Below are 15,332 nucleotides of genomic sequence, written 5' to 3'. Positions count from 1 at the left end.
CGTCACCGTCACCGACGACAACGGCGCCGTTGATACCCAGACGGTGACGATCACCGTCACCGGCACCAACGACGCGCCGGTTCTGACGGTTGATCACACCGGTTCCGTCACCGAAGATGTCAGTGTTGTAGCAGGCAACCTCAGCGACAGCGGCAGCCTGAGCTACACAGACGTCGACATTACCGACACGCATTCGGTGACCAGCACGCTTATCAGTGCGCCGGTGTGGTCGGGTGGCGATCTTTCCAGCCTGCTCAGCGAGGCCCAGATCGCCGAACTGACCAACAACTTCACCACCGCTGGTTCCAACTGGAGCTACAATGTCTCCAATGCGCTCGTGCAGTTCCTCGACAGCGGCGAGACAATCACGTTCGCATACGACGTAACCGTCACCGACAGCCATGGCGCCACCGACACGCAGACCGTCACGGTGACGATCAACGGCGCCAACGACGCGCCCGTCGTGGCCAGCACGTCTGTCTGGCTGCCCAGCGACCCTGCTGAGACGAGCCCCGGATATGGGAATGGATATCCGCTGCAGGTGGCCGTTCCGACGGATGTCGATGGCGATAACGTCATTGTCACCGCGACCAACACACCGACCGGCGTGTTCTATTTCAACGGCAGCAGCTATGTCGCTGTGACCAATGGGACAGAGCTCTACAATCCTGCGACCGGCATCAATCTCCTTGATGATCTGGTCTATAGACCGACCGCAACGGCCAATGACACTGTTACCAGTACCCTGAACCTTCAAGCCAGCGACGGAACGACAACTGCCACCTATTCGGTTTCGATCAACGAGGTGCCGCCGAACCGGCTGCCTGCCACCGAGACAACCGTTGGCGGGGGTGGCAGTTCGTTGAATTCCGGACAGAATTACAATACCTCGATGACGCTGCAGCAGGCGTTTGTCGATGGCATCACCGCCAATCTCACCGGCGCGACTTTAAAAGTCCTTACCGACTTCCAGGAGGCTCCTTTCGCAACGGGAGTCCCCGCCGGCGAGCGCGACCCCACCACCTTCGATGCGAAAAACGCCGGTAGTCAGCGAGAGGGTGAATTGCAGGTCGAACTCTGGATCGGCAGCAACAAGTTCGCGGTCGTCGAGGATGACCTTAGCGCTGCAACGTTCGAGCAGAGTTGGTTCTACGACTCTGCATCCGGCTATATGGCGGCGACAGTGAGCTTCGCGAACATCTATCTGCTCGACGCTTCGGGCGTTGCGACCGGAACGACGTTGGCGCAATATCTCGCTGCCAATCCCGCACTTGCGGGCGACACGTGGACGCTCAACTATCGCGACAACGATGGCGGCAACTACCAAGGGCGATTTGCCAAGTTCGAGTTCTACTACAATGATCCAGGCGACCCGGGCATCGTGGTCACCGGCGACAACACAAAGGCGAATCTCATCTACGGGACATCCGGCGTCGACAATCTGACGGGCGGTGCTCTCGATGACACCATCATCGGCCGTGGCGGCAACGATGTGATCAACGGCGGAGGGGGCAACGATACGCTTCGTGGCGGCGCCGGCAACGACACCATCGATGGGGGGAGCGGACTCGACCTCCTGGATTTGTCGGACGCCACCGCGGGCGTGACCCTGACGCTTGTGCAGTCGACGGGAAATACCGTCGCGAATCTGACCAGCGTTGGTCTGGGAACGGAAACCTACCGCAACATCGAGGGCCTGATCGGCTCGGATCACAACGATACGCTGACCGGCAGCGCCTTCGCAGATCTCCTCGACGGCGCCGGGAACTCGGACCGGATGACCGGTGGTACAGGGGGCGACACCTTCGTGATCGGCGACAACGAACTGCAGATTGGCATCGACGACGTCATCACCGACTATAGCGCTGCAGAAGGCGATACCGTCGACCTGTCGGATCTTCTAGGCGACGTTGCGACCGACGGCACGCTCGACGGCTTCGTGAGGGTCATCCAGGACGCCAACGGGCAAAGCGCAAGCCTGCAGGTAGATACCGACGGCAGCGCCGGGAACGTTTCCGGATGGCAAACCGTAGCCGTGCTGGAAAACTTCTCGGTCACCGACGAGGTCGTGAAGGTTCTCTTCAACGAGAACGGCACGAAAACCACCGGTGATGTCTGATAACGGTTCGCGTGAGCTTTACATCGTCCCGGTTCGCGGCAAGCATGCGCGGACCGGATTTTCCGGGTGGGGGAATCAGCAAATGTTTCGAGCGACATTCATCAGTGCCGTGATCGCCCTTTCAGCCACGGCGAGCCACGCGGCGGATCTTGCGTATGATTACGCACCTGTTGCACGGCAATGCGAGACGCTCGACGCATCGCGCCTGCCCGGAGAAAGTGATATTTCCGTCCTCAGGCAGGAAGTTGTCTCACGGATGGAGCAAGCGATCACCGTTGCCGACGACCCCCGATGGATTTCATCGGTGCGCCCGGTCTTCGTTTGGGCATCGGAGGCAAAAGTCGCCTGCGGCAAGGCCTATGGCTATCTGCAGTCCGGTTGGCGCGATCAGGATTATCTCGCCAAGTGCGACTGCTTCCACGCCAAAATGCTGCGATTCATGAACTGAAGAGAAGAGTGCGGCTCAATCCCATGTCCACCGATATCTCTTTCGCGGCAGGACATGCCGTGGTCCGGTCGCTCTCTCTGCTGCTCGCCTCGATAGCCGTCGGAATCCTTGCCGGGTGTCAGGCGGCGACCCACGATGTGGCTGACATCAAGCCTCCTCACGCGAGCCAGGCCCGTGCGGCGCAGCACGGCCAAAAACCTCAAGAGACCATCGGCACCGGGCCAATCAGAATCGGGTTCATAACCGCCATGATGGCGAATGCGGGCGAAACCGAGCAAGAGCGGGACATTGTCGACGGCGCATTGCTTGCTTTGGACGAGCTCGGCGGCGGTCAACTGACGCTCGCCATGGAAAACACGGACGGTTCTCCCGAGCAGGTCCGGGACGCCGCCCAGAGACTCGCCGGCCAGGATGTGAAACTCATCGGCGTTTCGGCCGCGAACATTCCCTTGGCCGCGGTGCGGCAGGGTGCCGCCAGCAGGAATCCCCCCGTCGTGGCGTTCCGCAACAGCGCCCCCGACCTTCCGGCCGGCACCTTTTCCTTTGTGTCCGATCGGGTTGATAGCGCTGTCGAAGGCGCTGCCTATGCAGCAGCGTCCGGCCGTTCACGGCTTTTGGTTCTGCTGCCGGCAGATTTGACCGCGTCCGAGCGCCAACGGCTCGACGCTGGCCTGGCACGCAACAATGTCAAGCCTTTGCTCGTGAGCACCTCGGGCAGCGCTTCTTTTGCAGCAGGCAGTCCTGTGAAGGCCAAGGACGTGGATTCGGTGCTCTTGATGAGCGCGGGTGAAAGCGACGTCGGAGCGCTTGCACAACTAAGGGCCAACGGCTTCCTGAAACAGAATACGATGGTTCTCGGAAGCTCCGATTGGCCGTCCGTGGCCCACCGGCGCCCGGAACTCACTGGCGCGCATCTCTGCCTCTACGGACCGGAAAGCGGCTCGAGAATGACATCGAGCTTCCGCCAACGGTATGAAAGGACAGCAAGTGTTTACGCGGCCTACGGTTTTGATTTCGTTGCGTTAGTAGCAGGTCTCGTGCGAACGGGAGGCCAAGATGCAATCAGCGAGCAAAGCATAAAGTCTCCCAGCGGCTTCCTCGGCGCCGCCGCCGCCTTTCGCTTCGAAGGCGGATCGGTCGAGCGCACCTGCGCCATTCACCAAATTGCCCAGGGAAACCTGCGCGTGATAGATCCCGCCCCTCGATCGTTCTGAGTGGGTTCCGTGGCCCTTGGAAGAACCAGGCGGTGCAGATTGGCGGACTTGCACCACATCGGGTTATCGCGCGAACTCGAGCTGCGTCCGGTGAATGCACATGCGGGGAAGCACGCGTCGACCAAGGCGCCGCACGCCTCGGCCCCATTGTTGCAGAAGCTTATTTCTGCACAGCCAACTCGAGTGTTATTTAGCCCTGGTGTAGTCTTTCCCGTCTGCAGCCACACATTCCCCGACAAAGAGGAGCTCCGCCATGAGCGAAGACGCTTTCAACATGTCGATCCGCAAGTTCCTGAAGGAAGTCGGCGTTACCTCGCAGCGCAAGATTGAGGAAACGGTGCGCGAAGGGCAGATCGGCGGCAGGAAATTGAAGGTCCGCATGACGCTGACGGCGGAAGGCACCGGCCTGAACCATGTGGTGGACGGCGAGATCGAGCTTCCATAGGCGGCCGAAGCAATCTCGCGAATCATCCGACGCGGGTCCGACCGCGCCGATGTAGTACAATGGCCTATCGACGGACTTGGTGATGTGCCGACGAAGGGAAGAAGCTGCGGGTCGGCTTCGGTCAGGGGCGCGGTACGCCCCGGATCGATGGCCGACCTCCTCCTCATCATCCTCCCGGAGCATCGCTGTCCTGAAATGAGAGTAGGATCAGTCAGGGGAGACGGAATGTGTATCCGGCGAGCGGTGAGGCGCATCGGCTCGGGCATTGCGCTCTGCGTCAATTTGTGAGCTGCAGATGACGCCAGGACCAGAAAATTACAAGGAACTTCTGCTGTTTCTAGCGACGGCCGGTGTGATCGTGCCTCTGTTTGGGCGGCTGAAATTGAGCCCGGTGTTTGGGTTTCTCGCTGCGGGCATATTTCTTGGTCCGTTCGGTCTCGGAGCTCTCGCCAAAGATCTGCCGTGGCTGTCCGCAGTGTCGATAACAGATGTTGGACAGATCACCCATCTGGCCGAATTCGGCGTCGCATTCCTTCTCTTCATGATCGCGCTCGAGCTGTCGTGGAACCGCCTGATGCTGATGCGCAAGCTCGTCTTCGGGCTCGGGGGACTCCAGGTTCTCGCCTCGGCGGTGGTGCTTGCGACCGTCGCGGACTTGCTGGGTCAAAAGCCAGCTTCAGCGGTCGTGCTCGGCAGCGCCCTCGCCCTGTCCTCCACGGCGATCATTCTGCCGTCGCTTGCGGAGCGTAAACTGCTGAACACCACGGTCGGACGCGCAAGCTTCGCCGTGCTGCTCTTCCAGGACCTGGCTGTCGCGCCGCTGTTGTTCATGGTGACGATGTTGGCCGCACGAGCAGGCACCGGGCTCGGCTCCGGCTTGTTGTATGCTCTAGCTCCTGCCGCGGTGGTGCTGATCGCAATGGCCGGGCTGGGTCACCTCATTCTGCGCCCCTTGTTCAGGCTGGTCGCGGCGACGAAAAGCAACGAATTGTTCGTCGCCGCATGCCTCCTGGTTGTGATCGGCTCCGGCCTTGTCACAGCGCTTAGCGGCCAGTCCATGGCTATCGGCGCCTTCATCGCGGGCCTGCTGTTGGCTGAAACCGAGTATCGCAGGCAAATCGAGGTGACGATCCAGCCGTTCCAGGGACTGCTGCTTGGCCTGTTCTTCGTCTCGGTGGGAGCCCGTCTGGATCTTTCGGAGATCATTGCCAACCCGATCCCCACAATAGGCGTCGCGCTCGGCTTTTTCGCCATCAAGGCGGTGATCCTGTTCCCCATCGCGCGCCTCATGGGGTTGCCGAACAGGGGGGCCGGCGAGTTGGCGATAGTAATGGGTGCCGGCGGCGAATTCGCATTGATCCTTATCGGTGCGGCTGTGGCGGGTAACGTCATCCCCGACCAAGCCGGCGCAACTGCTTCGGTCGCTGCTACCTTGACGATGATCGGCGTTCCGCTGCTGATCCGCATCCTTGCCGGGGGCGCGGCCCACACCCGCATGGATGAACCTGCCTTTGCCGGACTTACGCCTCAGCACGATGACGGTCTGGAGCGCGTGATCGTCGTCGGATATGGACGCGTCGGACATTTGGTCGCCGAGATGCTTACACGGCACAAGCTGGGCTTCGTGGCGATCGACGCCGATCCCGTCCTAGTCGCCAAGGAGCGAGCTCGTGATCATCCGATCTTTTATGGCGATGCCACCCAGATCGAGTTGCTCCGACGTTGTGGAATCCAGAGCGCCCGTGCGCTTGTCGTAACGCTGGGCAACGCCGACGCGGTCGAGTCCATCGTCCGCGCGGCGCGATCGGAGCGGCCGGATCTGACTATTGTCGCCCGAGCGCGGGACGCGGAGCACGCAACGGAATTGTACGAGCTGAAAGTCACCGATGCGGTGCCGGAGACCATCGAAGCCAGTCTTCAGCTCTCGCAGGCCGTGCTCGTCGACATCGGCATTCCGATGGGGCTGGTGATTGCATCCATTCACGAGAAACGGGACGAATTTCGCAAGATGCTGCAGCCGACCGACGGATCAGGCACAGAACGGCATGCCATCCGCGGTCCGCAGCCGAAAGGTGACCTCGCCCCTGCGCCACATTCAAGCTCCGATGGCGCATGAGCGTGACCTACCGCTTGACCAGGTCGCCCTAAGATCGCCGACGCGCAAAAGAGGCCCGACCACGCCTCCCGCCTGACGACGTGCTCGATCAACTCGAACTAAAGTCTCGCCGAGATTTCAAAGCAGCTGAAGGACCGGCAGAAGCCGACGCTGCGCTTCGCGCCCAGATCCGGACAATGTCCGGCGCATCGTCGACACGACGACCTTTTCCGGCAATTCGCCCAGAAGGTGGTGATCGGCAAGACCCGCGGCCATCAGCCGGCATCGTTGGAAGTCCGTGGCCGGGTTGCCTCCAATAGCGGCGATGGAGGCAACGACGGTTCTGGACGAGCGATTCAGGATACTGAAGCCTAACGATTAACTCGCACCACTTGAGAGCGGTGAACCTGACACGGAGCGCAAACAAAAAGAGCTCCTCGACGCTCTACGCGGAGGAGCTCTCTGAGAGACGAGCTGAATGGGAGATATTCAGGTCTCGTTGGTTGCGGGGGGCCTGATGGTATGGAGACTTGCAATATCGTCTGTGAGCAAATTCTCTCTAAAGATGCACGCGCAGAACCGCACAACCATAAGGTCCGAGAGCAAGTCCGCCGTTCACGGGTTTGCCGGACAAAAGGTCGATCCCGGCAGGCAGCGACGTGACCTCGACCGGCTCCGCATCGCAATTCAGCAGGAACAGCAGCTTCCTGTCTTCCGCCTCCCTCAGGACCACCTCCACGGCAGGCGGCAAGTCCGGCACCAGAGGCTGGACATCCGCACCGAGGACATGGTCCACCAGTCCTTCGACGAGGGGTTCGGTCAGATAGGTCCCGACGTAGCAGGCCCGGCCTTTGCCGACCTTACGGCTCGTCACCGCTGCCCTGCCGCTCGCGAAGCGGTTCGACCACTGCCCCAGAACCTCGACGTCGTCGTCGAGCGCGAGAAGCTCGTAAAGGTGTGCGGCCTCGTGCTCCCGGTTGCCCAGGGTGAAGCGGTGGCGCCGCGATGCCGAACTGGACGGCAGGCGCTTTGCCGGGTTGTGAAAGCCAAACTCGGTTCCATGAAGGCCGAAAAGGCCGTCGGCGCCCGGTTCTGCCACCCTGCCGAATTCCTCGACGCGAACGCCGCAAAGTTTCGAAAGCCCCGGGCCGGGCGCGAGGTCCGTCGGTATGTGGTTGTTTTCATCGCGGGTGCCGGTCATGGCGCCGACGATCAGGGTTCCGCCATTGCGGACGAAGGCCTCGACGTTCTCGTTCCACTCCGGCTTCCACATCACCCAGTGCGGCACATAGAGGACCTTGATCCGCGACAGATCGTCCTCGGGATGAATGAAACCGCAGGCGATCCCTTTCGAATAGCAGTAGCGATGGAGCAACATACCGTCTTCGAGCGGGCTCGGCATGCCCATCGGATAGGTCCTGTAGGCCTCCTGATTGTCGAAGTCGGCTCCGGCGATCGCGACGTTCATGCGCACGGTGGTGCCGAGGAGGTCCTTCTTGATCCTGTCGATGTCCTCGGCGAACTGCTTTGCTTCCTGATAGCGGCGGCGAGGCACATCGTCGTGGTCGATGATACCCATCCAGTAGATTTCCGCGCCGAAATGCGCCGGACGCCAGCGGAAGAAGAGAAGGCCGTCGGCGCCGCGCGCCACCGAGCTCAGCGCCATCCGGCGCATCTCGCCGGGTTCGGGCGTCATGGTCGAGAAACCTGGCTGGCTGCCGAAACCGGATGCCTGCTCAGGAACAATGAAGTTGCCGGAATAGGCGCGGCAGACGTCGAGATGCAGCGCCTGGGTGGCGGGATGGCCGCCCGCCCGGCGCATCTCGTCATAGAGCATCGGGTAGATATCGAAGCCGAGGAAATCGAGGTCCTGACCGAACTGGCCGCGCAAGTCGACGTCTTCGAGCCGTCCGAGGTTGTGGAAGATGAACCATTCGGGATTGGCCCCGCGCAGGATTTCCACCTGGTCATGCTGGAAGGCCGCCGTCGCATGGGCGAGGAAGCGGTGATAGTCCTGCATGTGCCCGGGTGCGACAAATCCCGGATTGTCCTTCCTCGGGATGGTGATCTGGTCGAAACTGTCGTAGGCAAGCGCCCAGAAGTTTCCGCCCCAGGCGAGATTGAGCTTGTCGATCGTCTCGTATCGATCATGGAGATAGCGGCGGAATTCCCGCTCGCTCGCTTCGGAATAGGAGGTCGAAGCGGTCGTGTTCAGCTCGTTGTCTGTCTGCCAGCCGATGACATTTGGATTGCCCGCATATTGGCGCGCCAAGGCCTCGGTGATGCGCCGGCTATGCATGCGGTAGACGGGGCTGTTGGTGTCCGCATGCTGGCGAGAACCGTGCGTGGCAGTTCGGCCTCTTTCATCGACACGCAGCACTTCCGGATAGCTCGCGGTCAGCCAGCGCGGCGGCGTTGCGGTCGGCGTGCAGAAGATGGTCTTCACGCCTTCCGAGGCGAGCACGTCGATGGCCCGATCGAACAGCGAAAAATCGAACACCCCTTCCCTCGGCTCCATCAGATGCCAGGCGAATTCGCCGAGACGGACCACGTTGAACCCGGCGGCCGCAATCCGCTGAGCATCACGCTGCCAATAGCTCTCGTCTACATGCTCTGGATAATGCGGCACGCCGAGCAGGAATTCGTCCAGGTTAAGGGTGCGCCAGACGGAGAGCGGCGCCGGAGGGGTACGCTTCATGATTTTCCTTGCTCAGATTTTCGCGACGGGCTTGGAAGGCGTGATGGTTCTGCCGTCGGAGGCGAAAAGATAGGCATCGGCGGGATCGAAGCCGAGCGACACGGCGCTGCCGTTGTCGAACGGCCTGACGTCGGCGATCTGCACGGTGAACACGCTGGTGCCGCTGTCCGATCCGGTGGTGACCAGTGGCCCCGCATCGACATAGACGATGGTCTCGCGGCCGAGATATTCCGTCAGCCTGACGTTCCCTGCGATACGGATTTGCGCAGCGGCATCGCCGAGCCGCAGCCTCTCCGGCCGGATGCCGAGCGTGACAGTTTCGCCCACGCCGACCTGGGTCGTGAGGGTCTCGAACGTCACCTCCAGACCACCGGAGCAGACTATCCTGGCGGATGATCCGTTTGCTGCGATCACTTCACCGGCCACGAAGTTCATGCGCGGCGCGCCGAGGAACCCGGCAACGAACAGGTTGTCCGGATTGGTGTAGAGATCGAGCGGCGCTCCGACTTGTTCAATCCTGCCCCGATTCAGAACGACGATCCGGCTCGCCATGGTCATGGCCTCGACCTGATCGTGCGTCACGTAGATCATGGTCGACCCGAGCTCAGCATGAAGCGTGGACAGTTCGACGCGCATCTGCGTTCGCAATGCCGCGTCCAGGTTGGACAGCGGTTCGTCGAAAAGGAAGACGTCGGGCGACCGTGTGATCGCCCGCCCGATGGCGACGCGCTGCCGCTGACCGCCCGAGAGCTGCTTCGGCTTCTTTTCGAGCTGCTCGTCGAGTCTCAGAATCCGCGCGGCCCTCGCGACAGCCGCGTCGATCTCCGCCTTTGGCCTCTTCGCCATCCTGAGGCCGAAGCCCATGTTTTCGGCGACGGTCATGTGCGGATAGAGCGCATAGGACTGGAACACCATCGCGATACCGCGGTCGCCGGGCTCCAGCCTGGTGACGTCCCTTCCCCTGATGCGGAGCGTTCCAGCGCTCGTGGTCTCAAGACCCGCGATCGTCTTCAGGAGCGTCGACTTTCCGCAGCCGGACGGGCCGACCATGACCACGAACTCGCCTTCCGCGATGGACAGGTTTACGTCTTTCAGGGCATGGAAGCCGCCATAGTGTTTCTCGATGTTGATCAGTTCAACGCTCGTCATGTGAAGGGTTCCTTGAATTCTGCTCAGCCCTTGACCGCACCGACCGTCAGGCCGGCGATGAAGTGGCGCTGCATGAGAAAGAACATCACCACCGGCGGTATCGCGACCAGGATCGTTGCCGCCGCCACCAGGTTCCAGGCGGACACCCACTCGCCGCGAAGATTGTTCAGCCCCGCCGTCACCGGCTTCACTGCGTCGCTCTGGGTCAGCACGATCGCCCAGAAAAAGTCGTTCCAGACGAAGGTGAAGGTCAGGATCGCGAGCGCCGCAAGGGCAGGCCGGATCAGCGGAAGCACCACATGCCAGAGCGTCTGCCACGGCGATGCGCCTTCTGCCCGGGCCGCCTGGAAGAGCTCGTCGGGAAGCGCGGCGATGAAGTTGCGCATGAAGAGCGTCGCGAACCCCGTCTGGAAGGCCACGTGGAAGACGATCAGCGCGTAGTAGGTATCGTAGAGCCCGATCGACACCATGAGGTCGCGGACCGGAATCATCATGATCTGGGCCGGAAGGAAGTTGCCGCCGACGAACAGCGCGAACATCAGGTTCGCACCGCGGAAACGATAGCGCGACAGGACGTAGCCAGTGAGCGTCGACAGAACGAGCACGCCGACGACGGAGGGCAACGTCACGATCAGGCTGTTGAGAAAGTATCGCGCCATGGCGGTCTGCGTGAACACAGCCGTGTAGTTCTCGATGAAGTTGAAGCTCTTCGGCCAGCCCCAATAGTTGCCCGCCATCACCTCCTCGAATGATCTGAGCGACGTCGCCATGACCGCCATCAGCGGCACGAGCCAGAGTGAAAGGATCAGCACGACCATCGACGCATAGGCGAACCGGCGGATAGGCGCATCTTCGGCAAGCGGTCTTGGATACATCAGATGCCCTCCCGTTCGGGTTTCAGCAGCGTGCGCAGGTACCAGGCGATGAAGGCTGCCATGATCACGAAGAGCACGGTGGCGATCGCGGCTCCGTATCCGAAGCGGTAGGAGAAGATCGATTGCTCGTACATCTGGTAGGCGAGGACCGTCGAGGAGCCGAAGGGGCCGCCGGAGGTCATCACCGCCACCATGTCGAAGGACCGGAGCGCGCCGATGACCGTGACCGCGAGCGCAATGAAGCTGACTTCGCGCAGTTGCGGCAGGATCACATGGATGAGCATGGGCCATCCGCGCGCGCCATCGACCCGTCCCGCCCCGATCAGATCTTCGCTCAGGTTGTTGAGGCCCGCCAGGAAGAGCACGAGGCAAAAGGCGACCTGCGGCCACAGCGCCGCCACGACGACCGCAAAGGTGACGAGATGCTCGTCCGAAAGCAACGCCGGGGCGGTTGCTCCGAAATAGCCGAAGATGAGCGACAACAGGCCGAAGGTGGGATCATAGACCCAGGTGAAGACGACGCCGACGGTGACAGACGCCAATACCAGCGGCACGAAGAACAGCGACTTCACGACCCGCATGCCACGGACGGGTTGATTGAGCAGCAGTGCCAGCGCCAGGCCCAGCGGCGGCGCAAGCATGAACATGGCAAGCCAGATCAGGTTGTTCTTGAGCGATACGTGGAACTGCGGATCGTCCAGCAACTGCACATAGTTCGCCAGCCCCACCCATTGTTTTTCTCCGACGCCGTCCCAGTCGAAGAAGGAAACCCAGATGGTCTCGGCGGACGCAAGGATGATCACCACGCCGAACAGCAAGGCTCCGGGCATGATGAACAGGGTCGGGGCTATCCAATGCCGATGGTTTCGCCAGAAGGTTGACATTCAAAATCACTCACGAAGGCTTCGAAAGCCGCTGACCGGAAGCAGGCAGGCCACAGATTGGTGCTGCAGCCCTGCCCTGTTGCGGTCCGCTCCTGGGAGAGGAGAGCGGCCGCCCGAGGTTCAGGCTTTGAAGATGCGCTTGCGCGTGGTTTCGAGGCGCTCGAGGATCTGGTCCCGCCGGTCAGGCTTGGCCATGAACTCCTGGAAGCCCTTTAAGCCTTCTTGGGCCATGTCGGGGTCGGTGTCGCGGTCGTAGTATTGCGCGGAGCCTTCGACGGTCTTCAGGGACTCGACCGCCGCATTGACGAGCGGTTCCTTGCTCGGCGGGCAGTCATTGCGCGGCGGCACCGCGCTTTCGGTCTCGAGGAAGGCTGAGAGGTTGTCCGGCTTGTAGAAGAAGGCCAGGAAATCGCGGGCGTTTTCCTTGTTCTTGGCGTTCTTCGGAACATGAATCGAATTCAGCGCGAAATCCTCGTAACGCGCCATGCCCTGGACGATCTCGGGGAACGGGGCGAATCCGATCTGATCCTGCTGATCCTCCGGGAAGCCGTATTTGATGAAGCCCGCGAGATCCATCATGGCGGCCTTTTTCTGGGCAAGCGCGGCGGCCGCCTGCTCCCAGCCGAAGGATGTTCCGTTCGGGCTGAACAGCCCGGCATTGATCAGCTCTGCCCACTTGTCGAAGACCGGCAGCATTGCGGGGTCGGTGTAGGATATCTTGCCGTCCATCAGCGCCATATGCTTGTCGAGGCCGTTGATGCGCAGGTTCATGTGGTCGAACCAGCCGGCCGCGGGCCACATTTCCTTGGTCCCCATGCTCACCGGGATCATGCCCGCCGATTTCGCCTGCTCACCCAGCGAAAGCAGCTCTTCCATGGTCTTGGGCGGCGTCCAGCCCTTCTCGGCGAAGACGTCCTTGCGGTAGAATAGCCCCCAGAGCAGGCCACCGAGCGGCAAACCATACTGTTTCCCATCGACCGTGACGGCGCCGGCGGCTGGACCGAGCACACTCTTGTAGTTCTCGCGCTCGAACAGGTCGGAGATGTCGTCGAAAAGCTCGCGCTTGACGAAAGCCTTCATGCGATTGCCCGAGAACCAGAAGCAGATATCCGGCGCTCCGACGACGAGGTAGCTGCGGATGGCGGTCTTGTGCGCCTCGTGGTCCATGTTGTTGATGGCCACCTTGATTCCGCTCTCCTTCTCGTAGGCGCTCGCGATCCGCTGGAGCACGTCGCGCTGCGAGGCATTGCCGATGTTGGAGATGATCGTCAGTTCCTTGCTCTGCGCGATGGCCGGAGCGCCGAGCGTCATTCCCGCGAGCGCAGTGCCCGCTCCAATGAGGAGCTGCCGACGCGACGCCGGGGCGCGAGTGACCAGCTTGATGATGTCGTTGGATGCCATTCCATATCCTCCCAGGACAAAGCTCCGCTGCGCCCGGGCGAGCAGCGTCCGGGCCTCTTGGAAACAAATTTGCGATCATGCGGAGTTCGGGAAATTGGCGCTCCGCACACTCCTCCTCATTGCCAACGGAGAAAAGCTAGCCTACCTTCGGATCGGGCACAAGAGTTAATTTAAGAAATAAACTAACTTGGGAGATGCAGATTGAAAGGCAATGCGAGCACATCGCGCGCGCTGAACAGGCGCCTGATCTTGAACCTGCTGCGCAACCGCGGACCCATCTCGAGAGCCGAACTCGCCTCTGTGACGGGTCTCAGCCCTGCAGCCGTCACGTTCGTCGTCACGGAACTGATGGATGAGGCGTTGGTGGTGGAACGGGAGGCGGTCGCGAGTTCGAACGGTCGTCGCCCCATACCGGTGGATATCAACTACGAGGCCCACCTGGCACTGGGCTTCAAGCTCAATCGCAGCAGCATCGACTGCGTGCTCACCGACCTCGCCACCTCTCCGCTTGCCACGCTGCAGGCGACCGTTACCGACATCACCCCGGAGGGCATGATCGAGGCAATTCGAGTCACCATCCCGCGCCTTCTGGCACAGGCCGCGCGCGAGGAAAAGGACATCATGGGGATCGGCGTATCGATCCCCGGCGAGGTTGACCCGAGGAACGGCGTCTGTCTCCAAAGCCCGCGTTTCGGCTGGCGTGATCTTCCCTTCGCAGAAATGCTGGCCGAGCGGGGTCACGCCCCCGTCTGGATAGACGACGACGTCAACGCCTTCGCGATCGCGCAGAAGCTGTTCGGGGCCGGCCGCAACCACCGCAATTTCGCGGCACTCGCGATCGGCGCGGGGATCGGCTGCTCCCTGGTGCTGAATGGCGATATCTATCACGGAAGCAACAGCGCGGCCGGCAAGCTCGGGCACATCACCTCGGTACCGGGCGGGGCACTCTGCGAGTGCGGCCGGCGCGGATGCCTCATGGCCCACGCCGCCGAGCCGTACATGATTGCCGAATGGGGACGCCGGAGAGGCGTCGAACCAACAAGAGCCGACTTTGCGGCTTCCGCCGCCACCGGCGACGAAGACGCCTTGGAGATACTCGCCAACGCGGGATCGCGCATCGGCAGACACCTGGCGGATCTGGTCAACCTGTTCGATCCCGAAGTGATCGTCGTCGGAGGCGAAGCCGTCCAGTTCGGCAACGCCCTCCTCGACCCGCTCAAGCGATCAATGGAAGAGTTCCTGTTCTTCTCCAAACCCGAGATACAGACGGACTGGGTCCCCAGTTCCTGGGCGAGAGGCGCCGCAGCCTTGGCGACACAGGGCATCTTCGACTTCGAGCGCCTGCCCAGCGGTTGAGATGTTATTTTGCGGCTCTGATTCCATATGGAAGTACGCCTTTTTGGGCGAACCAGACCTGGGCCGAGCGCGTCTCGAACTTCCGCCCTCCCCCCACCTGAGACGATCGATCGATGGTGGCGTTACCCAGGGAATTGCCCATGCAGCGTCGCCTTGAAAGCACTCGAACCGCAGCTCCCGTGATTTCCGAGGAGCCAGGACTCGACAATTTAACACCCCGGTATACGCCGGAGTATGCGTCCCGGCATCCAGGCGCTACCGGTCGAGCAGATGCGCTACCGGACCCGCAAGGGCGTGAGGACCGCGACCCGCAAGGCCGAGATTGCCGGCGGGCTTTCCTATGGCTACCGGTTGAAAGCCGAGTATGACGCCAGCGGCAACCGCATCCGCGGTCTGCGCGAGATCGATGGAGATGCGGCCGAAGTCAACGACGAAGCCTATCGCGGGCCGGATCATCTTCAACCGGCACAATTTCCGCCAGAATCCGGGCAGGCGTGAGGGCCCGAATGAACGCCGCAAGCGAATGATTCGTCGCCGCCAATCCGGAGCCGCCACGATCGAGACCTGCCTCGTGCGCTAAACTGGAGCCGGCACGGCCTTGAAACGCGAAAGGCGCCCTGCGGGCGCCTTTGTCGGTGTCGTTGGTTG

General features: G+C 61.7%; 13 protein-coding genes. 7 read left to right on the top strand and 6 right to left on the bottom strand.

Features of this window, described 5'->3' with window-relative positions:
* The 5 genes from AU381_RS00910 to AU381_RS00890 all read left to right on the top strand — a co-directional run.
* Window positions 1-2,119: type I secretion C-terminal target domain-containing protein (locus AU381_RS00910; RefSeq protein WP_156528517.1), on the top strand; the 2,119-nt coding region annotated here is incomplete at its 5' end.
* A complete protein-coding gene (locus tag AU381_RS00905) occupies window positions 2,112-2,567 on the top strand; it encodes a hypothetical protein (protein WP_244520005.1) in 456 nt (151 codons plus the stop codon). The genes AU381_RS00910 and AU381_RS00905, both read left to right, overlap by 8 nt.
* 23 nt (window positions 2,568-2,590) lie before the next feature.
* Window positions 2,591-3,781, top strand: coding sequence for an ABC transporter substrate-binding protein (locus AU381_RS00900; RefSeq protein WP_064240026.1), 1,191 nt, complete (start codon window positions 2,591-2,593; stop codon window positions 3,779-3,781).
* 253 nt (window positions 3,782-4,034) lie between these two features.
* Window positions 4,035-4,226, top strand: a complete 192-nt coding sequence (locus AU381_RS00895; RefSeq protein ID WP_064240025.1) for a DUF6494 family protein — start codon at window positions 4,035-4,037, stop codon at window positions 4,224-4,226.
* A 352-nt stretch (window positions 4,227-4,578) separates the two neighbouring features.
* On the top strand, window positions 4,579-6,342 hold the full coding sequence (locus AU381_RS00890) for a cation:proton antiporter domain-containing protein (protein ID WP_244520004.1): 1,764 nt from the start codon (window positions 4,579-4,581) through the stop codon (window positions 6,340-6,342).
* Window positions 6,343-6,459: 117 nt separating this feature from the next.
* On the opposite strand, the gene AU381_RS29385 is transcribed toward AU381_RS00890, so the two are convergent.
* The 6 genes from AU381_RS29385 to AU381_RS00865 form a co-directional block, all read right to left on the bottom strand.
* Window positions 6,460-6,597, bottom strand: coding sequence for a hypothetical protein (locus AU381_RS29385; RefSeq protein WP_156528516.1), 138 nt, complete (start codon window positions 6,595-6,597; stop codon window positions 6,460-6,462).
* Between the two features lie 283 nt (window positions 6,598-6,880).
* The gene (locus tag AU381_RS00885) at window positions 6,881-9,019 is read right to left on the bottom strand and encodes a beta-galactosidase (RefSeq protein ID WP_064240023.1); all 2,139 of its coding nucleotides are present in this window, start codon (window positions 9,017-9,019) and stop codon (window positions 6,881-6,883) included.
* 12 nt (window positions 9,020-9,031) lie between these two features.
* Window positions 9,032-10,168 (bottom strand): ABC transporter ATP-binding protein, encoded by a 1,137-nt coding sequence (locus tag AU381_RS00880; RefSeq protein WP_064240022.1) that lies wholly within the window; start codon window positions 10,166-10,168, stop codon window positions 9,032-9,034.
* Between the two features lie 23 nt (window positions 10,169-10,191).
* Window positions 10,192-11,043: a carbohydrate ABC transporter permease gene (locus tag AU381_RS00875; RefSeq protein WP_064240021.1), complete on the bottom strand. Its 852-nt coding sequence runs from the start codon at window positions 11,041-11,043 to the stop codon at window positions 10,192-10,194.
* A complete protein-coding gene (locus AU381_RS00870; RefSeq protein ID WP_064240020.1) occupies window positions 11,043-11,927 on the bottom strand; it encodes a carbohydrate ABC transporter permease in 885 nt (294 codons plus the stop codon). The genes AU381_RS00875 and AU381_RS00870 overlap by 1 nt, the downstream gene beginning before the upstream one ends.
* Before the next feature lie 120 nt (window positions 11,928-12,047).
* Window positions 12,048-13,328, bottom strand: coding sequence for an ABC transporter substrate-binding protein (locus AU381_RS00865; protein ID WP_064240019.1), 1,281 nt, complete (start codon window positions 13,326-13,328; stop codon window positions 12,048-12,050).
* A 201-nt stretch (window positions 13,329-13,529) separates the two neighbouring features.
* Between AU381_RS00865 and AU381_RS00860 the strand changes: the two genes are divergently transcribed.
* Together AU381_RS00860 and AU381_RS00855 are read left to right on the top strand one after the other, a co-directional pair.
* Window positions 13,530-14,684, top strand: a complete 1,155-nt coding sequence (locus tag AU381_RS00860; RefSeq protein ID WP_064240018.1) for an ROK family transcriptional regulator — start codon at window positions 13,530-13,532, stop codon at window positions 14,682-14,684.
* 234 nt (window positions 14,685-14,918) lie between these two features.
* Window positions 14,919-15,182, top strand: coding sequence for a hypothetical protein (locus tag AU381_RS00855; protein WP_064240017.1), 264 nt, complete (start codon window positions 14,919-14,921; stop codon window positions 15,180-15,182).
* Window positions 15,183-15,332: the final 150 nt, after the last annotated feature.

The sequence above is a fragment of the Sinorhizobium glycinis genome, from assembly GCF_001651865.1.
Lineage (GTDB): Bacteria > Pseudomonadota > Alphaproteobacteria > Rhizobiales > Rhizobiaceae > Sinorhizobium > Sinorhizobium glycinis.
Note: the sequence above shows the minus strand (reverse complement) of the source record. Positions and strands in the feature narration are given on the sequence as shown.